Below are 24109 nucleotides of genomic sequence, written 5' to 3'. Positions count from 1 at the left end.
GGAGGCCATGCAATTCCACCTGAATGCAAAACGCTTCAGCTGGACACAAAAAAAGGCCGGCCATCGTGTTTCGATAGCCGGCCTTTTTGTTCTGGAGGCGGTCAGTAATTTGCCGCAAACGCTCCTTCGCGCTCGCAATGACTTGTTTCGAAAGCGCCTTTCCACGGCTTTGCCTTCTGGCGCGTCAGGTCGGACAGCGCACGCAGGCGGGCGCGTCCGTCGTCATCGAGTTCGGCCAGAACCGCCGCCTCGTCGGGGAAATGCGACTGTATGGCGTCGAGCCAGATCGTGCGGCCGGCAAGGAAGCCCTGTGCCCCGGCAGCGTAGGAATAGGACAAGACCCGCTCGAACTGGGCAGGTGTTGCGCCGCCGGAGAGAAGAACCCAGGGAACGCCGGCATCGGCGCAGATCTGGCCGATGGCTTCGAACTCCTTCGCGGCCTTGCGGTGGGCTTCGCTGCCGTCCATTTCGGGAAGCGATGCTGCGGGAAGCGGCGTCTCGAGCTTGAAGAGGTCGACGCCGTATTCGGGCTTGGCGAATTCGCGTACGCTTTCGATGACCAGTTCGGCCTTCTTGTCGGGCGATTCCACATAGTCGGTCGTGTGCTTCGCGCTGTCTGGGAATGGATAGACCAGCAGTTCCAGAACATAGGGAATATCATAGCGCTGGCATTCGGCGCCGACGGCGCGGACATAGGCCTGCTGGTGGGCAAGCACCTCCTTGCTTGCGTCGGGACGATACCAGGCGAGCACCTTGACGGCGTCGCCACCCAGACGGCGGATCTTCTCGACGCTCCAATTGTCGATGGAACGTGACTTGCGGCCCTCCGGCGTGTCCTCGAAGCGATGCTCCTCCAGCGTCACGATCAGGCCGGTCTTGGCCGGAAGTATGTCGATTGCCGCAGGAATGGCGAAGTTTGGATCGAACAGCATGGAGCTTGCATCGCCGGCGAGCGACTTTACCAGCAGCCGCTTGGCGGCCAGCATGTCGGAAAAGGTGACGGCCTCGGGGACGATGGATTTTGCCTTCGCGATGGCGCCGATCAGCGGCGGGCGCTGGTCGAGCGCCACCATGGTGAAATATCCGTCTTCACTGGCCAGCCGGGTGAGGCCACGGATCTTGCCGATCGTGCTCATTGCTTGTGTCTCCATAACTGCAAGGTTTGCTCAAGGGTGGGAATGCCGCTGCGCCCGTCGGGCTTGGTGCATTTGAGGGCGGCGGCAGCGGATGCGAAGCCCATTGCGTCGCCTACGGGCGCGCCGGCGGCGATGGCGAAGGCGTAGGCGCCGTGAAAGACATCGCCCGCGCCGGTCGTATCGACCGCGTTGACATGAAAGGCCGGGCGGTGGTCCTCCTTACCGTCTTCGAGCCAGCGGACCCCTTCGCCGCCAAGCGTCACGGCCGCAATCCTGCAGCCATGGGTGGCAACGCGTTCCAGGGCGCTGACGGAACCGGCAAAGGCAGTGAGAGCAGGGGCGGAAAAGACCGCGTGATCGGTCAGTGGAAGAAGACGCTCGAACACTTCTGCCTCGGCCATGTCGGCATCAAGGATGGTGGGAATTCCTTCCGCGCGAGCAGCCTTGAAGGCGGCTTCTGCGCCTTCAGGCCAACGTGGATCGGCAAGCACGGCCCCTGTTCCACGCAATTGTTTCAAAGGCAGCCAGGCCGGATCGACCGGCAGATCACCGCCGCGGAAATTTACGATCTGCCGTTCGCCGTGTTCATCGACGATCACGCCGGAAACCGAGGATCTACCGCCCTCGAACAGGCGAAAATTCTCGACGTTCACATTTTCATCAGCCAGCGCATCGCGCATCTGGAGGCCTTCTATGTCGTCGCCGGCACGCCCCCAGAAGGAAGCGTCGCCCCCCAGTCTTGCAACGGCAACCGAGGCGGTGGCAGCCATGCCGCCGCCCTTCTTGGCGAAATCGCCAGCCTTCAGCTTGCGGCTGCCTTCGCCGGCAAGCTCCGCGACCTTCCAAATGTAATCGAAAGCGGAAAGGCCAAGACATGTGACCCGGGCGCGGTTTCCGGTCCAGCGAGTGTCGATCATCGCTTCGTCACGGCTCAATGGATCGCCTCGCCGGTTTCGGCATCGAACAGATGCGCTTTCCCGGAGGCGGGTTTCAGGGCCATGCGGTCGCCGGGCTTCGGGCGAAGGTCGGGCGAAACGCGTGCGATCGCCTCGATGCCGGCCAGCTTGAAGTGAACCAGCGTATCGGAGCCGAGCGGTTCCACCAGATGAATGTCGACCTTGATTGCATCGGGGTCGCCGGCAGCAACGGTGAAGTGTTCCGGCCTGATGCCGAGTTCGAGTTTGCGTGTCTTGTCGGCGTCTTGCAGTTCGCGCGAGAAGATGCCTGCCGTGTTGAGGATGCGGTCGTCTTCCATGCGCAGGCCCGCACCGTCCACGGTGACGGGGATGAAGTTCATGGCTGGCGAGCCGATGAAACCGGCTACGAAGCGGTTGGCCGGTTGTTCGTAGACTTCCTCAGGAGTGCCCACCTGCTGGATCACGCCGGACTTCATGACGACGATCCGGTCGGCCATGGTCATGGCCTCGATCTGGTCGTGGGTGACGAAGACCATGGTGGTGCGCAGTTGCTGGGAAAGCGCCTTGATCTCGGCACGTACCTGCGCGCGCAGTTTTGCATCGAGATTGGACAGCGGCTCGTCGAACAGGAAGACCTTTGGATCGCGCACGATGGCGCGGCCCATCGCAACACGCTGGCGCTGGCCGCCCGAAAGTGCCTTCGGCCGACGGTCGAGATATTGCCTGATGTCGAGCAGTTCGGCGGCGCGGTTGACGCGCTGTTCGATCTCGTCCTTACCCATGCCGCGCATTTCCAGCGCGAAGGCCATGTTCTGGCGGACCGTCATATGCGGATAAAGCGCGTAATCCTGGAACACCATGGCAATGTCGCGCTTGGAGGCGGGCACGCCGTTGACGCGATCCTCACCGATGAACAGATCGCCCTCGGTGACGGTTTCAAGGCCGGCCAGAATGCGCAGCAGCGTGGACTTTCCGCAACCGGATGGACCGACGAGAACGACGAATTCATGATCGGGAATCTCGAGGTTCAGACCGGGAATGACGGCGAAGTCACCATAATGCTTCACCAGATTCCGCATGCTAATGGATGCCATCAGCGCTTCTCCTCAAAAGCGAGTACGGGTTTGATGAGACGGCCTTCTGCGAAGCGGGCGAACCGCTCCGGCAGGCTGTCGAGGGGGAAGGAATCGTCCACGAGCCGGGCATAGTCGTCGCGGTTTGCGCGCAGGAGCTCGACATTCGCTTCGAAGTCGCCCTTCGGGAAATAGAAGGTGCGCAGCATCATGAAATCCTTGCGGCGGAAGATCTTGTCTTCAGTGATGGTCCAGGGGGTAGCGTTTTCGCCGACCAGGACGATGACGCCCTTGGGCAGGACGAGCTCGATGGCAAGGTTGCGTGCGGGATGAGCTCCCGAACACTCCACGATCATGGCGAAGCGCGTGTCCTTCGCGCCGACGGGATGGGCGCGTGCGCCGAAGCTTTCGGCAATGGCGAGCCGTTCGCCATTGGGATCTGAGACATGGATATCGCGGTAGCCCAGCGATTTCAGCGCCAGGATCACGCCAAGGCCAACGGGGCCGGCTCCCGTGACGAGCACGGGCGGGTTTTTGTCCGCCGGCACCAGTCGGCCGGCCTCGCGCACCGCGTGGGCGGAGGTGCCGATCGTGTCGAGCAGAAGCGGCGCCAGGTCGTCCTCGATGTCGTCGGGAACCGGCAGCAGGCAGTTTTCCGGCACGGCGACATATTCGCAGTAGCCGCCGCCCCGATTCCAGCCGATCAGCGAGGATATTTCCAGGCACATCTGCGTGTCGCCGGCCCGGCAAGTAGCGCAATGACCGCAATGAAGGGGGATGTAGACCGCGCAGCGCTTTCCATCGAAGGCGTGGCCGGGCTGTTCGACGCGGCCGAATATCTCGTGGCCGGCGGTGAACTCCGCGCCATTGTGCCAAAGCTTGAAGTCCGAGCCGCACAGGGCGGTGCGTAGGACCTTGACCAGCACTTCGCCGGTGGCGGGCTGCGGGGCAGGAACTTCCTCGATGGTGATGCGGTCATTGCCGTGAAAGACGGCGCCCTGCATGGAAGAATGGTTCATCGACGTGACGTTCATTGGAGTTGCGCTCATGGGGATCAACCTTTCACAGCGCCGAGTGTCAGACCGGAAATCAGCCAGCGCTGGACGATTGTTGCGAGAATAAGCGGAGGCAGGGCAATGAGGGTCGCAGCCGCCATCAGGCCGCCCCAGTTGGTCGAACCCTCGCCGATGAAATTGAAGGAGGCGGCAATCAGCGTCTTCGTGTCAGAGTTCGACAGGACGAGTGCGAACAGGAAGTAGTTCCATGAGAACACGAAAGCGAGGATGGCCGACACGGCCAGGCCGGAGCTGACGAGGGGCAGGGCGATGCGCCGGAAGATGCGGAACGGCGAACAGCCATCCACCTGCGCTGCCTCGAACACGCTGCGCGGAATATTGTCGAAGAATGGCAGCAACACCCAGATGACGATGGGCATGGTGATGACGGCGTGGGTGAGGATCAGCGACCAGTAGCTGCCGATCATGCCTGCATGACGAAACATCACATACCAGGGAAGCAGGAACAGCGTACCCGGTGCCATGCGCGCGACCAGCGTGACGATGGCGGGCCAGGTGATGCGGGTCCATGAGGCAACAAATGCTGCCGGTGCGCCCAGAAGCATGCCAAGCGCGGTGGAGGAGGCCGTTACCACGATACTGTTGAAACCGTAATGCAGGAAGGGCGTGGTCTCCGACAGCGTGGCGTAATTCGCCAAGGTGGGTGTGAAGAACAGTTTGGGCGGATACGCGGTCACCTCGTGAGAGAACTTGAAGGAGGACAGGATCATCCACACCGTGGGGGTGATGACGATCACGCCGGCGAGAATGAGCAGGACCGTGTTCAGGCGTCCCATCCAGCGGTCGGTTTCGGAGACTTCGGTCATGGTTTTCCTCCTCACCAGGCGACTGTGTTGCGCAAGCGGTTGAGCACGAGCACCGTGCCCAGGACGATGACCGACAGCGTAACCATCAGGGCGCTCGCATAGCCAAGCTGGAAGAATTCGAAGCCGGTGCGGAAGCCGTAGATGTTGAGCGTGGTCGAAGCGTTGGCGGGGCCGCCCTGGGTGGTGATGTAGATAAGATCGAAGAAGCGCAGGAGATCGACGCTGCGCAGAACCGTTGCCGTCACCAGTGTCGGCAGGAGAAGCGGCAGGGTGATGCGGTAGAAGATCCTGAAGCGCGAGGCCCCGTCGATCTCGGCAGCCTCGTAGACGCTGGGCGGCAGGGATTGCAGGCCGCCGAGCACGATCAGCGCGACATAGGGCGTCCACTGCCAGGTGTCGATGAGAGCCAGCGTCGGCACTACGAAACCGGGCGAGGCAAGCCAAGCCGAAGGCGGCAGGCCGAGCGAGGTCAGAATGTAGTTCGCCGCGCCGAGCGACGGGTCGAGAATAACAAGCCACATCATGCCGGCCACCACAGGCGGCATCATGAAGGGTGAGATGAACAGCGACCGGATGATGCCCGGCAATTTCTTGGCACGGAACAGGAGAAGAGCCAGCGCAGTGCCGAGGACAAGCTGGAGAAACAGCGACAGTAAGTAGAGGTATGCCGTTACATAGATGCCGTTCCAGAACTGGTCGTCACCGACCATGCGGACATAGTTCCCGACACCTTCAAAACGCGTCATGCCCGTCGGCGAGATGGACTGAAAGCTCAGCCAGATCGTGTAGCAGAAGGGGAAGGCGATCATCGCGACGGTGAACAGCACCGCGGGCATGGACAATGCAGCGAGCTGGGCCGCGAGCGGGCCTTTCTGGGTCGTCGTGGACGCACTCATGGTCGTTCTCCGCTGTCAGCTTGCAAGAAATCCGCCATCGACAGCATACACGCTGCCGGTCACATAAGCGGATGCGGGCATCAGGAGGTAGGCAACTGTGCCTGCAACCTCGTCGGGCTGGCCCCAGCGCTTCATGGCCGTTCGCGCCGCGATGCGCTCGTAATGGGCCGTGTCCTTGCGCCCATCGGCGTTGATCGCGGTTTCGATGAAGCCGGGCGCAACAGCGTTGACGCGGATGCCATCGGGTGCCCAGGCGTGCGAGAGCGCCTTTGTCAGCATCACCACGCCGGCCTTGCTGGCGCAGTAGGCGGGGATGCGCGGCAGGGCGGAGAAGGCGTTCATGGAGGCAATGTTGACGATGGCGCCACCGGCATTCGTCAGCGCGCTCTTGAAGGCAGTGCAGGCGCTGAAGGTTCCGGTGAGGTTTACGTCGATCACCTGGCGAAAAACGTCCAGTTCATATTCCGCGTCGCGCCGAAGAATGCCGGCGCAATTGATCAGCGCATCGACGCGTTCGAAGGACTGCGCGAAAGCGCGCATGGCTGCGTCGTCGGTAACGTTCAGGACGCGCAGCGAAAGCTTGTCATGGTGCGGCAAACCGCATGTCGCCAACTCCGCTTCGCTTATGCCGGTTGCAACCACCGTCGCGCCGAGATCGAGAAGCAGGCGCGAGACCGAGGCGCCGATGCCGCCGGCGCCGCCGATGACGACGGCGGTGAATTCCGGAGCAAGGGCAAAAGGGGAGGATGTGGGTGACACTTGCATGTTCCCTTCAGGCCGCGCGGGCGGTTTTCGTTCTGACGTGTCGATTTTGGGGCGGCGCGAGCGCCGCCCCGGATATGAGCGCGCTATTCGCGCTCGATCAGCGCATTCAGTTGCTTGTCGGCCTCGGCACAGGCTTCTTCCACCGTGCTGGTGCCGAGAAGCACCGCGTCGACGGCCTGGCCGATATGTTCGCGCGATTCCGGGTTCTGGATGATCGGGTAACCGACTTCCGAGGTGCCCTGGTCGGCCAGATGACCGAGTGCCGTCTGCCATTCCTGGCGTACCGGCTGTTCGCTGAGCCAAGCCTTGTATCCGGCATTTTCGGCAACGGCGTTGCGCGGCGGGGCAATGCCTTCAAGTGCGAGCTTCGCCTGCATTTCGGGGCTGCTTGCCCATTGCACGAAATACCAAGCGGCATCCGGATTGGAACTGAAGTTCGAGACGGCGAGCGCCCAGCCGATCGTGGTGGGATGCGAGCCGCCATCGCCGGCTGGAAGCGGCATGAGCGCTGTGTCCTCGAGCCGGGCACCGCCTTCCATGACAGCGGGAAACTCGTTGGAGGACTGGAACGACATGGCTGCGCGACCCTCACGATAGAGCGAGGTGAGCTGGTAGAAGGAGTAGTTGACGGCTCCGGGCGGTCCGTAATCCTTCAGAAGGTTCGCATAGAGGCCGATTGCCTTCTTGCCTTCGTCCGAGCACAGATTCGACTTGCCGTCCTTCATGTAGCTTCCGCCCACATTGTGCAGGAAGTTGCTGAACGTATAGGGCAGGGCGGGCTTCAGGCCGCGGCTTGCGAAGGCGGTGACGTCGGGCGCGCATTCCTTGAGCTTGGCGGAGATTTCGGGCAGGTCCTCAAGCTTGGAAGGTGCGCCAAGGCCGCATTTTTCGAAGATGTCCTTGCGGTAATAGAGGATCGGTCCTTCGATATTAAGCGGCACGCCGGTGAGGACATCGTCGAACACGGCGGCTTCCACCAGCGCGCTTCCGAAGCCGTCGAAATCGTAATCGGGTGAGACGGCGTTTTGCGTATAGGACTTCAGGTCCCTGTACCATCCGGCTGCGGCGAACTGGCGGCCTTCGCGCGATGGCAAGGTCATGAAGATGTCGATCTCATCGCTGTGCGCATTGAGAACGGTCAGCAGGCGCTGGCGCATCTGCTGCTCCTGATATGTGTCCACGCGCAGGGTTATGCCTGTCAGAGCTTCGAACTCGTCCTTGTATTTCAGGACGTTGGTGGCCCAGGGATTGTTGTTGGCGAGAAAGGTGATCGTTTCGCCCTGATGCGCCTTCCAGTCAAAATCCTGCGCGGCTGCGCCGGAAATCGCGGTGGTGGCAAGCAGGGCGGCGGCAAACGCGCGCGACAAATTCAAGGGTAGCTGCATTGTGAATCCTCCCAAATTCCATGCGCCGGTCCCTCCCGGAGCGGCGCTTGACAGTTCTCGACGAGAAACTGTAACCGGTTACATAAATCTGCTTGTGCTGAGAGTCAATCCACCTTCGTATGGTTTGCCTTCAATGCGCAAAGTCGTTACTAGACTGAATTTCGGGGGCCTGGTGAATGCCTGGCCGGAGGAGATTTTACTGGAAGCAACATGAAACCGGTTGGCAGAAACGCGCAGAAACCAGTTTCCGGCGAAGGCCGATCCGTCGGTATACGCGAGGTCGCTCGTCGTGCGGGTGTCTCTACGGCAACGGTCTCACGGGCCTTGAACAACCCGGATTCCGTTAGCGCGACGCTGCGGGCGCGCATTCACGCCACGATTGATGAAATCGGTTACATTCCGGATGCTTCGGCCCGGGCGCTTTCGTCACGCAAGACGCGCACCATCGGAGCTATCGTTCCCACAATCGACAATGCGATGTTTGCCCAGGGGCTTCAGGCGCTGCAGACCTATCTGGCGACCAAGGATTATCTGCTGCTTCTCGCGACCAATGAATATGATCTGGAAGTGGAGCTGAAACAGGCGCGCAACCTGGTCAGCCGGGGAATAGACGGTCTCATTCTGCGTGGGGACCAGCGTCATGACGACCTGAGGCGCATGCTTCTCACGCAGAAGATCCCGTTTGTGAATGTCGGTGTCTATGAGCCTGAAAAGCCTTATCCAAGCATCGGTGTGAACAACACCGCCGCAGGCCGGCGCATTGCCCGTCATCTCATGGAGCTGGGGCATCGCCGGGTGGCGATCGTGGCGGCGCTCCAACGCAACAATGACCGCGCACAGGCGCGCGTGAGCGGTGTTCTCGATGTGCTTGCGGCGAATGACGCCGTGCCGCCCGACCGGTGGCACTTGCAGGTGAATTACAAGCTCGATGATGCGCGTCAGGCAGCCCGTGTTCTGTTGACGGGCGCCGACCGGCCGACAGCCGTGATCTGCGGTAATGACGTCATTGCTTATGGGGTGATGCTGGAGGCCATCAAGCTCGGTATCGAAGTGCCTGCGCAATTGTCGGTGGTGGGGTTTGATGATCTTGAATGGAGCCGCCACCTGCGGCCGAGCCTGACCACCATTCACATGCCGACGGATGAAATCTGGGTGCGGGCCGGCGAATATCTGGTGGAGCACCTCTCCGGCGGAGCGCCCATCATGCACAGGGAGATCGACTTTTCCATGGTGGTGCGGGAATCCACGGCTCCACCACCGCGCGACGAGGCCGGTTAACCGCTGAAGGGATCACCCGTGGCGGTATTGTTGGGGGCTTGATCAGCCCTGGCCCGGCAGATGGATGGAATTCGCCACTTCCATGATCTGAGGCGCAAGTTCCTCGCGCACTTTCTCCACGGTCCAGCGGAGAGCGGAAACCGAGCATTGAACGGTGGCGACCGAGGCGCCCCGATCGGACGGAATTGGGGCCGCGATACCGATTTCATTGACGATATTTTCGCCGAAGGTCAGGCCATAGCCGCACGCGGCGGCTTCCTCCACCGCTTCCGCGATCTTTCCGCGATCGAGTGTGGTGCGTGGGGTCATCACCTTGATCGGCCAGGTCTCAACCGCTTTCCTGCGCTCCTCGGCGGGAAGGCAGGCGATCAGCGCGCGGCCGCTGGATGTGGTCAGGGCCGACAGGCGACGCCCGGCGATCATGGCGCCGAAGGCGGTGAGCTGCGTCGGGATGCGGATGATGTAGACGATTTCCGCTCCGTCGATGCGGGCCACGTTCACCCGCTCGCCAAGCCTTCGTCCAAGCTCGATCACCTTGGGCATGGCAAGTTGCACAAGCGGATCGGACCACAGGTAGGAATTGCCCAGTTCGAGAAACTTCAGCGACGGGCTGAAACGGCGCGATTCGGGATCCTTGTTGAGGTAGCCGATCTGGTGCAGCGTGTTGGTCAGGCGCTGAACAGCGCTCTTGTCCAGCCCTGTCAGTTGCGCCAGGTCCGTCAGGCCCAAGGCGGTGTGATACTCGCTGAATGCGCTCATGATGCGCATCCCCTTTTCCAGCGAACCGACAAACAGCGTGTTCTGCTTTTCTTTTTCTTTCGCCACTTTTTCTGCCACCGGCGCGCCCCTTATGCGCAGTGCGGATAATCCACACCGCTCGTTTCGCAATTCGCTGCTTTCTTGACAAGCCTTCTAGTGATTAATACGCTTAACTATAATATGGTTTTCAATATTACTATATAATAAAATCGAGAAGAGGGGGCCGGCCAAGCCGGTTTGAAAACTGATGAAGACACGTCTCTTAGTAGGCTCCGTCGCCGCAGTTCTGGCGTTCAGCGGAAGCAATGCCCTGGCCGACAAGGCCAACGACACGCTCAATGTCGCCTTCACCAAGGAACTCGAATCCGTCGACAGCTATTTCAACTCGGCGCGGGAAGGCGTGATCTTCCAGCGTTCGGTGTGGGATGGCCTGCTTTATCTCAACCAGGAAACGGGTGAGTATGAGGGCAATCTGGCGACGTCCTGGCAGTGGGTCGACGACACCACTCTCGAACTGAAGCTGCGCGAGGGCGTAAAGTTTCACAATGGCGAGGAATTCGACGCCGACGATGTGGTCTATACTGTCAACTTCGTCGCCAAACCGGAAAACGGTGTCGTGGTCCAGCGCAACGTCAACTGGATGAAAGAGGCGGTCAAGGTCGACAAATACACCGTCCGCATCATCACCAATGGACCTTTCCCGGCGGCGTTCGAATATCTGGCCGGTCCGGTCTCCATCTATCCCAACGAATATTATGCCGAGGCCGGCCCCGCCGGAATGGCGCTGAAGCCAGTTGGAACCGGTCCCTATCAGGTGGAAAGCGTCGAGCCGGGCAAGCATTTCGTCCTGAAGAGATATGAAGGCTATCACGACAGCCCCAAGGGCGCTGCCAGCATCGGCACGGTCGATATCCGCACCATCCCCGATGTGAACACACAGCTTGCCGAGCTGTTCAGCGGCGGCCTTGATTTCATCTGGGGCGTTCCCGCCGATCAGGCAGAGAAGATTGCCGCGATGGGCCGCTTTACGGTGGCCAATGAAAGCACAATGCGTATCGGCTATCTGGAACTCGATGCGGCTGGCCGTAGTGGCGATCATCCGATCACCAAGGCCAAGGTCCGTCAGGCGATTGCCCATGCCATCGACCGTCAGGCCATCGTGGACAGCCTGCTCAAGGGCAAGTCCAAGGTCGTTCACTCAGCCTGTTTCCCGACCCAGTTCGGCTGCGAGCAGGACGTGACCACCTATGACTACGATCCGGAGAAGGCGAAGGCGCTTCTGGCGGAAGCGGGTTATCCCGACGGGTTCTCCGTCGATTTCTATGCCTATCGCGACCGCCCCTATGCGGAGGCTATGCTTTCCTATCTCGCCAAGGTGGGTATTCAGGCCAATCTGAAATACCTCCAGTATTCGGCTCTTCGTGACATGCGCTTCAAGGGCGAGACGAGCATGAGCTTCCAGACATGGGGTTCCTACTCGGTCAACGACGCATCGGCCATCACCAGCCAGTTCTTCAAGCACGGCGCGGAGGATTTTGCGCGTGACGACGAGGTTCTTGCCTGGTTGAACGCCGCCGATACTTCCGTCGACCCGGCGGTGCGCAAGGAGAATTATTCCGAGGCGCTGAAGAAGATCGCGGATCAGGCCTATTGGGTTCCGCTCTTCTCCTACAACTCAAACTATGTCTTTACCCAGGATGCGGAATTCACGCCAACGCCCGACGAAGTGGTGCGTTTCTTCCAGGTGAGCTGGAAGCAGTGATCCTGAAAGCGCCGGCGCTTGCGCGCCGGCGCCCGATCCATCCGTCGGGAACAGATATATGCTCGCTTTCGCTTTGAAACGGCTGGGGCTTGCCGTCCTCGTCACGTTGACCGTGTCGCTGGTCAGCTTCAGCTTACTCTTCATGTCCGGCGATCCTGCCTCTGCCATTGCCGGCGAAAACGCCAGTGCGACCGATATCGAGGCGATCCGCACGCTCTATGGTTTCGACAGGCCTTTTCTTGTCCAATACACAGACTGGCTCTTCAGCGCGCTGCGCGGCGATTTCGGCCAGAGCTATTATTTCAAGCTGCCGGTTGCCGATCTCATCGCGGATCGGCTGTCGACGACCATGCTTCTGGGCATTTGCGGCATCTCTTTCGCGCTTCTGACGGCTGTGCCGCTCGGCGTTGCAGCCGCCGTACGGCCCAATTCCTTCATCGACCGGCTGGCGTTGTTCCTCTCGGTGATGGGGCAGGCCATGCCGAGCTTCTGGTTCGGCCTCGTGCTGATCGTGATCTTCTCGATCAATCTGGGCTTACTGCCGCCTTCCGGTTCTTCGAGCTGGAAGAACTTCGTCATGCCGACCGTCGTTCTGGGCTATTACGCAATGCCCGCCATCATGCGGCTCACGCGTGCCGGCATGCTTGAAGTGCTCAATGCCGATTACATCCGCACGGCGCGTGCCAAGGGGGCGAGCGAATGGCGCGTCATGTTCAAGCACGCGCTGCGCAACGCAGTGGTACCGGTTGTCAGCCTTGCCGCGGTGCAGATGGGCTTCATGCTTGGTGGTTCCATCGTCGTGGAATCGATCTTCGCACTGCATGGTGCCGGTTACCTCGCCTGGGAGTCGATCGCACGCAACGACCTGCCGACGGTGCAGGCGCTGATCCTGATCTTCTCCCTGTTCTACATCGTGTTCACATTCCTGTCGGATCTGGCCAATGCCTGGCTCGATCCGCGCATCCGGGTGGGGTGAGGCCATGGCGCGTACTATAGAGACCGTCGCCGAGGAAATCCGCAGCCCGAGCCCCGGCGCCATGCTGCGCCGGCGCATCTTCGGCCATTATGGGCTGGTTTTCGGCATTGCCGTTCTGACGATCATCGTTCTGATCGCGCTTTTCGCGCCTTTGCTGACTAGCCATGATCCGTACACGCAGGACCTGATGGCGCGTATGAAGCCGCCCTTCTGGATGGCTGGTCACGATCCGGACCATCTTCTGGGGACGGATCATCTCGGCCGCGATTATCTCGCCCGCCTTCTTTACGGAGCGCGCATCTCGCTTGCCATCGGCGCCGTTGCGGCGCTGATTTCCGGGCTGATCGGAACGGCGATGGGGGTTGCTGCGGGATATTTCGGCGGGAAGGTCGATCTCGTCGTCACCTTCCTCATCAATGTCAGGCTTGCCATGCCCGTGGTTTTGGTGGCGCTTGCCGTGGTGGCCATTCTCGGTGGCTCGCTGGAAGTGGTGATCGTGGTGCTGGGCCTGCTCCTGTGGGACCGTTTCGCGGTGGTCATGCGCTCTTCGGTCATGCAGGTGCGGGACCTGGAATATGTGAATGCCGCCAAGGCCATCGGCTGCTCGGTTCCGCGTATCGTGCTTTCCGAGATCATGCCCAATGTCCTCAACAATCTCATTGTCGTGGCGACCCTTGAAATGGCTCATGCCATCCTGCTGGAGGCCGCACTTTCCTTCCTGGGACTGGGTGTCCAGCCGCCGACGCCTTCCTGGGGGCTGATGATTTCGGAAGGCAAGCAGATGATGCTGTTCGAGCCCTGGCTGATCGCCATTCCCGGCGTTGCGCTTTTCATCCTGGTGCTTGCCATCAATCTTCTCGGCGACGGTCTTCGCGACGTCACCGCACCGGAAAACAGGGGGTAGGCATGGAGGTAGGCATGGACGATCCGATCCTGAGCGTTCGCCATCTCACCATCGACATTCCGTTGGCACAGGGCACCATGCATGCGGTGCGTGGCATCGGTTTTGACCTGAAACGCGGCGAGACGCTGTGCATCGTGGGAGAATCGGGCAGCGGCAAGTCGCTCACCTCGCTCGCCATCATGGGACTTTTGTCGAAGAAGCTGAGGCAGAAGGCCGAGAAGCTTCAATTTGCCGGACTGGATCTGCGCAACCAGACGCCACGCATGATGCGCGGTCTGCGGGGCGACCGCATGGCGATGATCTTCCAGGAACCCATGACGTCGCTGAACCCTGCCTATACGATCGGTGATCAGCTCGAGGAGGCCTATCTTCTGCACCGTAAAGCCGGCAAGGCGGAGGCGCGTGCCCGGGCGGTGGAGCTTCTGGGCAAGGTGGGCATCACGGCTGCCGAAAGCCGCCTGTCGCAATATCCGCATCAGCTTTCCGGTGGGCTTCGCCAGCGCGTCATGATCGCCATGGCGCTGATGTGCGAGCCTGAACTCATCATCGCCGATGAGCCGACAACGGCGCTCGACGTCACGATCCAGGCGCAAATCCTGCGGCTTTTGTCCGATCTCCAGCGTGAGATGAACATGGCGATGATCCTCGTCACGCATGATTTGGGCATCGTGGCGCGTATCGCCGACAAGGTGGCGGTCATGTATGCGGGCGAAGTGGTGGAGCAGGGCACCGCAGCCGAAATCTTCGACAATCCGCGCCATCCCTATACGCGCGGTCTTCTGCGCTGCATTCCCGTTCCCGGCAAGACCAAGCCCGGGGAGCGGCTCGGCTCCATTCCTGGCATCGTGCCGTCGCTTGTCGGCAATTTCCAGGGTTGCGCGTTCCGTGGGCGCTGCGATGTCGCCGAGCCCATCTGTTCCGAGATGGTACCCGTTCAGGAGGAGGGGCAGGAACATATGTGGCGCTGCATCCACGCTGCCGGAGAGGGGGCAAGTGAAGGGGTAAGCCAGGGGGTGCGGCCATGAGCGACGACGTCACGCCTCCGGTGCTGGAACTCGTTTCCGTCACCAAGACCTATCAGGTCAAACAGGGCATGTTTGCCAAGCCGAAGCCCCTGCACGCCCTCAACGGCGTCAGCCTGAAGTTGAACCGCAAGGATGTGCTCGGTCTGGTGGGCGAGTCCGGTTGCGGCAAGTCCACGCTCGCCAAGATTTTGCTCGGCCTCGAAATGCCGAGCGAGGGTCAGGTTCTCGTCGATGGCAAGGAGATCACCGCAGGTGAGAGGCGGGTTCTTGCCCGGCGCATCCAGCCGGTTTTCCAGGATCCCTATTCTTCGCTCAATCCGCGCAAGAGCATCGAGGACATCATTGCCCTGCCGCTTGTCGTTCATGGTGTCGGCGACAGTGCCTCGCGCGCGCAGTCGGTCACGAAGATGCTCGATCTCGTGGGCCTTCCGGCCAGGGTGCGGCGCGGCTATCCGAACCAGCTTTCCGGCGGGCAGCGGCAGCGTGTCGCCATAGCGCGCGCTCTCATCATGAACCCCGAAATCGTCATCTGCGACGAGCCGACCTCGGCGCTCGACGTGTCCGTGCAGTCGCAGATTCTCAATCTTCTGGGCGATCTGCGCGATGAACTCGGACTGACCTATCTTTTCATCAGCCACAATCTGGCGGTGGTGGAGCATCTGGCGACGCGGGTCGCAGTCATGTATCTCGGTCAGGTGGTGGAGGAGGCGCCCTCGCAGGCGCTGTTCGCCAATCCGCGCCATCCCTATACGCAGGCACTTCTGGATTCCGTGCTGACACCGGATCCATCGCTCTCGGTGCCTGAGACTTATCTCGGGGCGGCGTATCCCAATCCCATTTCCCCGCCGTCGGGCTGCCGGTTCCATCCGCGGTGCGCACAGTTGAAGGATATCTGCCGCAGCATGCCGCCGCCGCATATCCTCGGGCCGGATGGCCATGTGGATTGCCACCTTTACGCAGCGGCGACCACCCAGTGATGTAAGCAGGACAGATCCATGAGCAATTTCTCGAATACGCAGAGGGTGCGCAAGCATGTGACGGCGACCGCCGGTGGTGTTGTCGCCGCGCAGCATAAGGTCGCGGCCGAGATCGGTGCTTCGGTTCTCGAGGCTGGCGGAGACGCGGTCGATGCGGCGGTTGCCACCTCCTTCGCCATCGGTGTCGTGGAGCCCTGGATGAGCGGCCCTGCCGGTGGCGGCACCATGGTTATCTGGCGCGAAAAAGAACAGAAGTCCGAGACGATCCAGTTTGGCATGCGCTCGCCTGCCGGTCTCAATCCCGCAGATTATCCCCTTTCGGGAGCGGGGAAGGCCTCTGACCTCTTTCCCTGGGCGGCGGTGGTGGACGACCGCAACATTCAGGGAGCAACGGCGATTGCCGTGCCGGGCGTCGTCGCGGGCATGGAACTTCTGCACAAGACCTATGGCGGCATGAGCTGGCGCGAATTGCTCACTCCGGCGGTCGGGCTGGCGCGCGAGGGCATGCTGGTCGATTGGTATGCCTCGCTGATCATCGCATCCACAGCGCGCGAACTCGCCAAGGATGCGGATGCGGCGGCGCTTTTCCTTGATGAAGGAACCTGGCCGAAGGTCGCCGGATGGACTGCTCTTTCAGCAACGCGGCTCGACCAGTCGCGCATGGCGGATATGCTTGCAAGGCTTGCCGATGCGGGTGCGCGGGACTTCTATGAGGGCGATATCGCTGCCGCGCTTGCCGGCGATATCAAGGCCAAGGGAGGCGCGTTGTCGCGGGAGGATCTGGCAGCCTACCGGGCGCATCGTACGCACACACTCGACGTTGGCTATCGTGGAGGGACAGTACACGCTTCTGCAGGGTTTACGGCGGGCGAGAATCTTGTCGAATGTCTTGCCATGATGGAGCAGGCCTTCGTTCCGGGACACGATCCTGACGAAGCCAGTTTTACAGGAATGGCGCGCGCGCTCGGCACGGCCTATGAGCGGCGTTTGCGCGAAATGGGCGATGGCGAGGCGCCGCATGCGCCTTCCTGCACGACGCATTTCAGCGTGGTGGACCGGCATGGCAACATGTGCGCGGTGACGCAGACCCTTCTTTCGATCTTCGGATCGCGCGTGGTTTCACCTTCCACCGGGCTCCTCATGAACAATGGCATCATGTGGTTCGATCCGGAGCCGGGCCGCCCGAATTCACTGGCACCGAACAAGGCCTGCCTGATGAATGTTTGCCCGGCAATCGGCGTCAAGAACGGGCGGCGCTTCGCCATCGGCGCCTCGGGGGGGCGCAAGATTCTGCCGGCCGTGCTCAACCTCACATCCTTCCTCATGGATTTCGACATGACGCTGGAGGAGGCGTTCCACCACCCGCGCGTCGACAATAGCGGCGGGGGAACCATCGTCGCCGATGAGGACCTGCCCGAAGCGGTGATCGGAGCGCTTGAAGCGGTTCATCCGGTCGCCACCGCGAAGCGGACCGTCTTTCCCTATGCCTTCGCATGCCCGGCGGGCGTATTGCGGGACGGCAACGTGAATATGGGGTGCACGGAGATCATGTCGCCATGGGGCGACGCCGTGCCCGAACTGAAAGGAGCCTAGCCGTGGCAAGTCGCGAAAACGTCATCGCGCGTGTAAAGGAATATGCGTCTTCGGGTGCTTTCGTCGACGAGTTGTCGCGCATGATCGCCTATGAAAGTGAGAGCCAGGAGCTTTCGCAGCGCCCGGAACTTTTGCGCTATCTCATCGAGGAGATGGTGCCCAAGCTTGCCGATATGGGCTTTTCGCATCAGGTTCTGGAAAATCCCGTCGATCCCGGCATGCCTTTCCTGCAAGCGGAACGGATGGAGGACCCCTCCTACGAAACTGTCCTCGTCTATGGACATGGCGATGTGATCCGCGCGCAGACCGATCAGTGGCGCGAGGGGTTGCACCCTTTCAGGACGGTGATCGAGGGCGACAGGCTCTATGGACGGGGAACGGCCGACAACAAGGGGCAGCACTGCATCAACATCGCCGCCCTTCGGGCCTTGCTCACCGAACGTGGCAATCTGGGTTTCAACTGCCGTATCGTTATCGAGACGGGTGAGGAATGCGGCTCGCCGGGGCTTGGCGATCTTTTCAGGCTTCATCCCGACCTGTTTGCGGCCGATGTGCTGATTGCTTCCGACGGTCCAAGGCTTCATCCCGACCGTCCGACCATGTTCATGGGGTCTCGCGGAGGCGTGAATTTCGATCTCAAGGTCGATCTGCGCGAGGGCGCGCATCATTCGGGCAACTGGGGCGGGCTTTTGCGCGATCCCGCCATCGTGCTTGCCCATGCCATCGCCTGCATTGTGGACCGGCGTGGGCAGATACAGATACCCGAATGGCGCCCGGACAGCCTTACTCCATCGGTTCGGGCCGCCCTTGCCGAATGTCCTGTTGGCGGTTTCGAAGGACCCGAGATCGATCCGAACTGGGGAGAGGAGAGCCTGACCCCCTCGGAGCGAGTGTTCGGCTGGAACAGCTTTGCCGTTCTTGCCCAGAAGAGCGGCGTGCCGGAAGCCCCGGTGAACGCGATCTCTGCCTCGGCAAATGCCCATTGCCAGCTTCGCTATGTTGTGGGTACCGATCCGGAGGACATCCTGCCCGCCTTGCGACGGCATCTCGACCGCAACGGTTTTCAGGAGGTGGAGATCATTCCTGCACGGCGGGGCTTGTTCCGGGCGACGCGGCTCGATCCGGATCATCCCTGGGTGAAGCGGGTGCGCGCCTCCATAGAAGAGACCACAGGCAAGCAGGTGGCCGTATTGCCGAACCTCGCGGGCTCACTGCCGAACGAGACTTTTGCGGAAATCCTGAACCTGCCGACCGTCTGGGTGCCGCATTCCTATCCGGGCTGCTCGCAACACGCGCCCAATGAGCATCTTCTGCTTTCCGGTAGCGCGGAGGCGCTGGCCATGATGGCCGGCATCTTCTGGGATATTGCCGAAGCGCAGAAAGACCGTGCCGGAGCGGAGATGGCTGCGGCCAAATAATTCCTTTGCGAGGCGACCACTTGCGGGCCATTTCTCGAATGAGGATGGCCCGTCCTTTTTGCGCTTCATCGTTTCATGGAACGCTTTTCCGATCTATCCCATTGTTTTTCAATACTTATCGGACCTAAGATGATTCCGCCCGACTGCAAAATACTCTAGCTCTTGCCATCGGCGCTCGCGGTTTCGCGGCGGTTCAGATTGGCGATCAGATCGCTGAAACGGTCGCCCTGAACGGCAATGTGATCGCGCAGCAATGTGCGGGCGCGCTCGGCATCTCCGGCGAGAATGGCCTCCACGATGGCGGCATGCTCGCTGAAGGAGGTGCGGGTGCGGTTGCGTACGCGCAGTTGCAGGCGCCGATAAGGGCGCAGCCGGCGATGCAGCGCGATGCATTGCTCCTCCAGAAAGCCGCTGTGGCTGGCCGCATAGATGGCGTGGTGGAAAACCTCGTTGCTGTAATAATAGGGGTCGGTCTCGCCGCTTTCTGCGGAAATCTCGCACTGGCGATGACTATCCAGGATCGCCACCCTGTCCTCCTCCGTATGCCTGCGGGCGGCGAGCGCCCCCGACATGCTCTCCAGTTCCGCCATCACCTCGAACATTTCGTAGATGCGGTTCGGCCCGGGATCGACTACCACGGCGCCGCGCCTCGGGCGCGTTTCCACAAGCCCGATGGCGCTGAGCTGCATCAGCGCTTCGCGGATCGGCGTGCGCGACACGCCGAAGCGGGCCGCAAGCTGGGCCTCGTCCAGCCGTTCGCCAGGTGAGAACTCTCCGGTCACGATGCCGTTCTCGATCTCGTCGCGCAGCTTGTGGAACGTGTTCTGGGTCATTTTTCTTTCCGTCCGCCCGGTCTTCGAATGCATAAGTCTCTTTTTTGTATACAAGACAATTGACTTTGAGCACAAGATTCGCAAGCCTTCAAATCCGTCCGGCTGGAGGGCCGGGAGATCAGGGAGGAAATCATGCAGAATTATATCAAGTCACTGAGGCTTGCGGCTTGCGTTGCCGTTGGCTGTCTGGCAGCGGGCGCTGCCGGTGCCCAGACCGTGCTGAAAGCGTCGCACCAGTTTCCTGGCGGCAAGGGCGATATTCGCGACGAGATGGTGCAGATGATTGCACGCGACGTCGCGGCGGCCAATGTGGGGCTGGAAATTCAGGTGTTTCCGGGCGCCTCGCTGTACAAGCCGAATGACCAGTGGAACGCCGTCACGCGCGGTCTCTTGGCGCTTACCTCGTTCCCGCTCGATTATGCTTCGGGCCGCCATCCTGAGTTCTCGGCGACTCTCATGCCCGGCATTGTGGGTAATTTCGACCGGGCTATCCGCCTCAACGATTCCGATTTCATGAAGGATATCAAGAAGATCGTCGACGATGCAGGCGCGATGGTCATTTCGGATGCATGGCTGTCGGGCGCGTTTGCCTCCAAGAAGGGCTGCATCACCTCGCCGGACACGGTGAAGGGGCAGGTCATTCGCGCGGCGGGTCCCGCCTTCGAAGAGATGCTGGCGGCGGCCGGTGCTTCCATCACTTCCATGCCGTCGTCTGAAATCTATACGGGCATGCAGACCAATGTTCTCGACGCCACCAACACGTCTTCGGCGAGCTTCGTCTCCTACCGGCTTTACGAGCAGGTGAAGTGCCTGACGGCGCCTGGCGAAAATGCGCTGTGGTTTATGTATGAGCCGGTGCTGATGTCGAAGAAGGTGTTCGAGGGGCTGACGCCCGAGCAGCAGAAAGCGATCCTTGATGCCGGCGAGAAGGCTGAAGCATTCTTCAACGAGGAGATCCGCAAGGGTGATGAGCTTCTCATCAAGACCTTCAGGGATGCCGGCGTTGAAGTGGTCGAGATGTCGAAGGACGACTATGACGCCTGGCTCGGTGTGGCCAAGCAATCGGCCTACAAGAACTTCGCCGAGAATGTTCCAAACGGCGACAAGCTGATCGAGAAGGCGCTGGCGGTTCAGTAAGGAAAGAGGCCGGGCGGCGCGGACTTGCCCGCCCCCCCAGCCACGATCCCGCATGAGGATTTGAATGATGGTGATGGGCTACATCAAGGCCGTCAGCAATATTTCCCGAGGGCTCGCCGTCGTCGCGACCCTGTTGCTGATCGCTGCCATGCTGGTTGTGTGCCAGATGATCCTGTTGCGCTACGTCTTCCGCCTGCCGACGATCTGGCAGAACGATTTCGTGGTGTTCGGGGCAACGGCTGCCATGTTTCTCGGCGCGCCTTATGTGCTGCTCAAGGGCGGGCATGTGGGGGTCGACGTGGTGGAGCTGATGGTGGGAGAGGGGACACGCAGGCGTTTGCGTCTGGTGGCCAGCCTTTTGGGGCTGGCTTTCTGCCTCATCATGCTGGCGGCGACGGCCGTGCAGTTTCATGAAGCATGGGCAGGAAACTGGAAGCATTCCAGCGTCTGGGCACCGCCTCTGTGGGTTCCCTTGTCTGCGCTGCCGATCAGTTTCGGCGTTCTGTCTCTGCAATATATCGCCGAGATCGCCGCGCAGATCTCGGGTGTCGCGGTCGTCGGAAAAATCAGTGAAGTCGAAGAGGCAACGCGTTCCGGTGGATCGCTGGCCGATGCCGGACAGGCCATGAAGGAGAATGCCCGATGAGCCCGACCTTTGCCGGCCTGACCATCGTTGCTGCCCTTTTTGTGCTCCTGGGAACGGGAATGCCGATTGCCTTTGCCCTTGGGCTTGCGGCATTCGTCGCGCTGTTCCTGCAGAGTGGGCTCGACATCTTCTACGTGCTTGGCGACACGATGTTTTCGGGGATTGCCAATCTTGCCTATGTGGCGATCCCGATGTTCGTCCTGATGGGCGCGGCAGTTGCTTCGTCACCGGCGGGGGCAGACCTCTATACCGCGCTTGACCGTTGGCTGAACCGGGTGCCGGGCGGGCTTGTCCTGTCGAACATCGGTGCCTGCGGCATCTTTTCGGGCATGACCGGATCGTCGCCGGCCACGTGTGCCGCCATCGGCAAGATGGGCATTCCCGAAATGCTGCGGCGCGGTTATCCGACTTCGGTCGCAACCGGTTCCATCGCCGCCGGAGGGACGCTCGGCATTCTCATTCCCCCCTCCGTCACATTGATCGTCTACGGTATTTCCACGGAGACTTCCATCGGTCGCCTGTTCATGGCCGGAGTGCTTCCGGGCATCATGCTGACGGCAATGTTCATGGCCTGGGCAATCATCGATTGCCGACGCAAGGGCTATGATTTCGCAGCACGGGCCGTGCGTTTCACCTTGCGTGAAAAATTCGCCGGTTTGCCGCGTGTTCTGCCGTTCATGCTCATCATCGCAGGCACGCTCTATGTGCTTTACGGGGGGCTTGCCACACCGTCGGAGGCAGCGGGCGTGGGGGCGATGCTGACGCTTCTCGTGGTGGTGGTCGCCTACCGGCTGTTTCGCTTCAAGCCTGTAGCCTCCATCTTCGGTTCGGCCATGCGCGAGAGCGTGATGATCATGATGATCATGGCGGCGGCGGAGCTCTTTGCCTTTGCGCTGTCTTCGCTTTTCATCACCCAGACCATCGCCTCGGCCATCGCCGACATGGAGGTCAACCGCTGGGTGCTGCTTGGGGTCATCAATATCTTCCTGCTGGTGGCCGGCATGTTCCTGCCGCCCGTCGCGGTGATCGTGATGACGGCGCCGATGCTCTTCCCCATCGTTACGCAGGCCGGGTTCGATCCCTACTGGTTCGCCATCATCCTGACGATCAACATGGAGGTGGGCCTCATAACGCCGCCCATCGGCCTCAACCTGTTCGTCATCAACGCCATAGCGCCAAGCATTCCCACACGGGATATTCTTTGGGGAGCGCTGCCCTATGTGCTGGTGATGTTCCTGGCGATCCTCATCCTGTGCATCTTCCCGGATATTGCCACCTGGCTGCCCAACCACATGATGGGAGTTGTCCGATGAACGGCGCCACCTTTTTCAGCGATATGCTTCAGGCCATAACCGACCGCGGTCGGCGGGTCCTCTCCTTCAACATTCGCGATGAGGGTGGCGCAAACGGCATGGCGGCTCTGGAGGCGGCCTGCGAGACGTTGCTTTCAAGCCGGGGCGAGGCGTCCGGCATGGCGCTTGCCAAGGAGATCGCAGACCGGTGGGAAGGGCTCGACGCCGAGCGGCGACAGGCCTTCATGACCATGCTTCTGGAGCGGTTCGGGCCTGACACCGAGCGGCTGGACAAGGCCATCGAAGCCTATCGCGCCAAGGCGACGACCGCAGCGCTTCTGGAACTGAGCGCTGCGGCGGAGCCACGGCGGCAGGAGCTTATCCGCCGCCTCAACCTTGCGCCGCAAGGCATCTCGACGCTGGTGCATATGCGCGAGGCGCTTTTGCGGATGAAGGCGGAAGACCCGAACCTTGCGGCGGTGGACGCGGATTTCGCGCATCTCTTCGCCTCCTGGTTCAACCGGGGCTTTCTGACGCTCTGGCCGATCAGCTGGTCGACACCGGCCGACATTCTGGAGAAGATCATCCGCTATGAGGCCGTGCATCAGATCGACGACTGGGACGAACTGCGCCGCCGCCTGAAGCCCGATGATCGCCGCTGCTTCGCCTTTTTCCATCCGCAACTGGTGGACGAGCCGCTGATCTTCGTGGAAGTGGCGCTTACGAAGGATATTCCCGGCAATATCGCCGAAGTGCTGCGCCAGGACCGGGCGCTGGTGCGTGCGGATGAGGCGACGACGGCAGTCTTCTACTCCATCTCCAATTGTCAGGCTGGATTGCGGGGCGTTTCCTTCGGGAATTTCCTCATAAAGCAGGTGGTCGAAGATTTGCGCCGCGAATTGCCGAAGCTCAACACATTCGTGACGCTTTCACCGGTTCCGGGATTTGCGGACTGGGTAGCACGCGAACGCCAGGCGGGAGAAGAGGGAGTGCTCGACGGGGAGGACCTCGCGACGCTCTGCGCACTCGACGATCCGCAATGGGTGGAGAATGATGAGGCGGTTACAGCACTCCGGCCTGTCATGACCGGGCTTGCCGCGCGCTATTTGCTGCATGGACGCTCTTCCGGGGGGCGTGTTCTCGATCCCGTCGCGCGCTTTCATCTGGGCAATGGAGCGCGGCTCGAACGCATCAATTTCCTTGCCGACCGTTCGCCGCGCGCCATGCGGCAGGCGCATGGCATGATGGTCAATTATCTCTACAAGCTCGATGATATCGAGACCAATCACGAAGCGTTTGCGACGCGGGGCGAGGTGGCCGCATCACCGGCTGTCAGGCGGCTGGCGCCGGCGGGACGCTAGACTTTGAAAGAGCACGACAACGGAGCACCGCGTGCGCGACAGGCACGGCATCTCCGCAACAGGGCAACGGCCTGAAAGACAGAGTAGGAACTGC

Annotated in this window: 22 protein-coding genes; 12 read left to right on the top strand and 10 right to left on the bottom strand. The window is 61.1% G+C overall.

From position 1 onward, the window contains the following. Nucleotides 1–101: 101 nt before the first annotated feature. The 8 genes from NA8A_RS14910 to NA8A_RS14875 form a co-directional block, all read right to left on the bottom strand. Nucleotides 102–1136 carry a tagatose 1,6-diphosphate aldolase gene (locus tag NA8A_RS14910; RefSeq protein ID WP_009451161.1) on the bottom strand — a complete coding sequence of 345 codons (1035 nt, stop codon included), beginning with the start codon at nucleotides 1134–1136 and terminating at the stop codon, nucleotides 102–104. Further along, entirely contained in the window at nucleotides 1133–2071 is a 939-nt protein-coding gene (locus tag NA8A_RS14905) for a PfkB family carbohydrate kinase (RefSeq protein ID WP_240532798.1), read from the bottom strand. Before NA8A_RS14905 ends, NA8A_RS14910 begins: the two co-directional genes overlap by 4 nt. Then, nucleotides 2068–3147: an ABC transporter ATP-binding protein gene (locus tag NA8A_RS14900; protein ID WP_009451159.1), complete on the bottom strand. Its 1080-nt coding sequence runs from the start codon at nucleotides 3145–3147 to the stop codon at nucleotides 2068–2070. The genes NA8A_RS14905 and NA8A_RS14900 overlap by 4 nt, the downstream gene beginning before the upstream one ends. After that, nucleotides 3147–4175 (bottom strand): alcohol dehydrogenase catalytic domain-containing protein, encoded by a 1029-nt coding sequence (locus tag NA8A_RS14895; RefSeq protein WP_240532797.1) that lies wholly within the window; start codon nucleotides 4173–4175, stop codon nucleotides 3147–3149. Before NA8A_RS14895 ends, NA8A_RS14900 begins: the two co-directional genes overlap by 1 nt. Nucleotides 4176–4180: 5 nt before the next feature. Then, nucleotides 4181–5008 carry a carbohydrate ABC transporter permease gene (locus tag NA8A_RS14890; RefSeq protein ID WP_009451157.1) on the bottom strand — a complete coding sequence of 276 codons (828 nt, stop codon included), beginning with the start codon at nucleotides 5006–5008 and terminating at the stop codon, nucleotides 4181–4183. 11 nt (nucleotides 5009–5019) lie between these two features. Continuing rightward, a complete protein-coding gene (locus NA8A_RS14885) occupies nucleotides 5020–5904 on the bottom strand; it encodes a carbohydrate ABC transporter permease (protein WP_009451156.1) in 885 nt (294 codons plus the stop codon). Between the two features lie 15 nt (nucleotides 5905–5919). Then, nucleotides 5920–6669: an SDR family NAD(P)-dependent oxidoreductase gene (locus NA8A_RS14880; RefSeq protein ID WP_009451155.1), complete on the bottom strand. Its 750-nt coding sequence runs from the start codon at nucleotides 6667–6669 to the stop codon at nucleotides 5920–5922. Nucleotides 6670–6752: 83 nt separating this feature from the next. Further along, nucleotides 6753–8054: an ABC transporter substrate-binding protein gene (locus NA8A_RS14875; protein ID WP_009451154.1), complete on the bottom strand. Its 1302-nt coding sequence runs from the start codon at nucleotides 8052–8054 to the stop codon at nucleotides 6753–6755. Between the two features lie 210 nt (nucleotides 8055–8264). Here NA8A_RS14875 and NA8A_RS14870 point away from each other — a divergent pair, with 210 nt between their 5' ends. Next, entirely contained in the window at nucleotides 8265–9332 is a 1068-nt protein-coding gene (locus NA8A_RS14870) for a LacI family DNA-binding transcriptional regulator (protein ID WP_009451153.1), read from the top strand. Nucleotides 9333–9374: 42 nt separating this feature from the next. Here the strand turns inward: NA8A_RS14870 and NA8A_RS14865 are convergent, their stop codons facing one another. Further along, the gene (locus NA8A_RS14865; RefSeq protein ID WP_040672708.1) at nucleotides 9375–10157 is read right to left on the bottom strand and encodes an IclR family transcriptional regulator; all 783 of its coding nucleotides are present in this window, start codon (nucleotides 10155–10157) and stop codon (nucleotides 9375–9377) included. Between the two features lie 181 nt (nucleotides 10158–10338). On the opposite strand from NA8A_RS14865, the gene NA8A_RS14860 reads away from it, so the two are divergent. From NA8A_RS14860 to NA8A_RS14830, 7 genes are read left to right on the top strand one after another with little or no spacing between them, the layout of a single operon-like run. Further along, nucleotides 10339–11853 (top strand): ABC transporter substrate-binding protein, encoded by a 1515-nt coding sequence (locus NA8A_RS14860; protein ID WP_009451151.1) that lies wholly within the window; start codon nucleotides 10339–10341, stop codon nucleotides 11851–11853. 58 nt (nucleotides 11854–11911) lie between these two features. Beyond that, entirely contained in the window at nucleotides 11912–12829 is a 918-nt protein-coding gene (locus tag NA8A_RS14855) for an ABC transporter permease (RefSeq protein WP_009451150.1), read from the top strand. Nucleotides 12830–12833: 4 nt separating this feature from the next. Beyond that, complete coding sequence (locus tag NA8A_RS14850; RefSeq protein ID WP_040672705.1) at nucleotides 12834–13733, top strand: ABC transporter permease; 900 nt, start codon at nucleotides 12834–12836, stop codon at nucleotides 13731–13733. A gap of 14 nt (nucleotides 13734–13747) precedes the next feature. Then, nucleotides 13748–14758, top strand: coding sequence for an ABC transporter ATP-binding protein (locus tag NA8A_RS14845; RefSeq protein WP_040672753.1), 1011 nt, complete (start codon nucleotides 13748–13750; stop codon nucleotides 14756–14758). After that, nucleotides 14755–15735: an ABC transporter ATP-binding protein gene (locus NA8A_RS14840; RefSeq protein ID WP_009451147.1), complete on the top strand. Its 981-nt coding sequence runs from the start codon at nucleotides 14755–14757 to the stop codon at nucleotides 15733–15735. Before NA8A_RS14845 ends, NA8A_RS14840 begins: the two co-directional genes overlap by 4 nt. A gap of 18 nt (nucleotides 15736–15753) precedes the next feature. After that, entirely contained in the window at nucleotides 15754–17328 is a 1575-nt protein-coding gene (locus NA8A_RS14835; protein ID WP_009451146.1) for a gamma-glutamyltransferase, read from the top strand. A gap of 2 nt (nucleotides 17329–17330) precedes the next feature. Beyond that, nucleotides 17331–18746, top strand: coding sequence for a M20 family metallopeptidase (locus NA8A_RS14830; protein ID WP_009451145.1), 1416 nt, complete (start codon nucleotides 17331–17333; stop codon nucleotides 18744–18746). Nucleotides 18747–18901: 155 nt separating this feature from the next. Here NA8A_RS14830 and NA8A_RS14825 read toward each other — a convergent pair whose 3' ends face one another. Beyond that, on the bottom strand, nucleotides 18902–19579 hold the full coding sequence (locus tag NA8A_RS14825; protein WP_040672703.1) for a GntR family transcriptional regulator: 678 nt from the start codon (nucleotides 19577–19579) through the stop codon (nucleotides 18902–18904). Between the two features lie 132 nt (nucleotides 19580–19711). On the opposite strand from NA8A_RS14825, the gene NA8A_RS14820 reads away from it, so the two are divergent. From NA8A_RS14820 to NA8A_RS14805, 4 genes are all read left to right on the top strand, one after another. Continuing rightward, on the top strand, nucleotides 19712–20716 hold the full coding sequence (locus NA8A_RS14820) for a TRAP transporter substrate-binding protein (RefSeq protein ID WP_009451143.1): 1005 nt from the start codon (nucleotides 19712–19714) through the stop codon (nucleotides 20714–20716). Nucleotides 20717–20783: 67 nt separating this feature from the next. Beyond that, nucleotides 20784–21362 (top strand): TRAP transporter small permease subunit, encoded by a 579-nt coding sequence (locus NA8A_RS14815; protein WP_081581961.1) that lies wholly within the window; start codon nucleotides 20784–20786, stop codon nucleotides 21360–21362. Further along, nucleotides 21359–22675, top strand: a complete 1317-nt coding sequence (locus NA8A_RS14810) for a TRAP transporter large permease (RefSeq protein WP_009451141.1) — start codon at nucleotides 21359–21361, stop codon at nucleotides 22673–22675. The genes NA8A_RS14815 and NA8A_RS14810 overlap by 4 nt, the downstream gene beginning before the upstream one ends. Beyond that, on the top strand, nucleotides 22672–24015 hold the full coding sequence (locus NA8A_RS14805; RefSeq protein ID WP_009451140.1) for a malonyl-CoA decarboxylase: 1344 nt from the start codon (nucleotides 22672–22674) through the stop codon (nucleotides 24013–24015). Before NA8A_RS14810 ends, NA8A_RS14805 begins: the two co-directional genes overlap by 4 nt. Nucleotides 24016–24109 lie beyond the last annotated feature (94 nt).

Origin of the sequence: Nitratireductor indicus C115 (assembly GCF_000300515.1) — a bacterium.
Classification (GTDB): Bacteria; Pseudomonadota; Alphaproteobacteria; order Rhizobiales; family Rhizobiaceae; genus Nitratireductor; species Nitratireductor indicus.
This window is presented reverse-complemented; position numbering and strand designations above follow the sequence as displayed.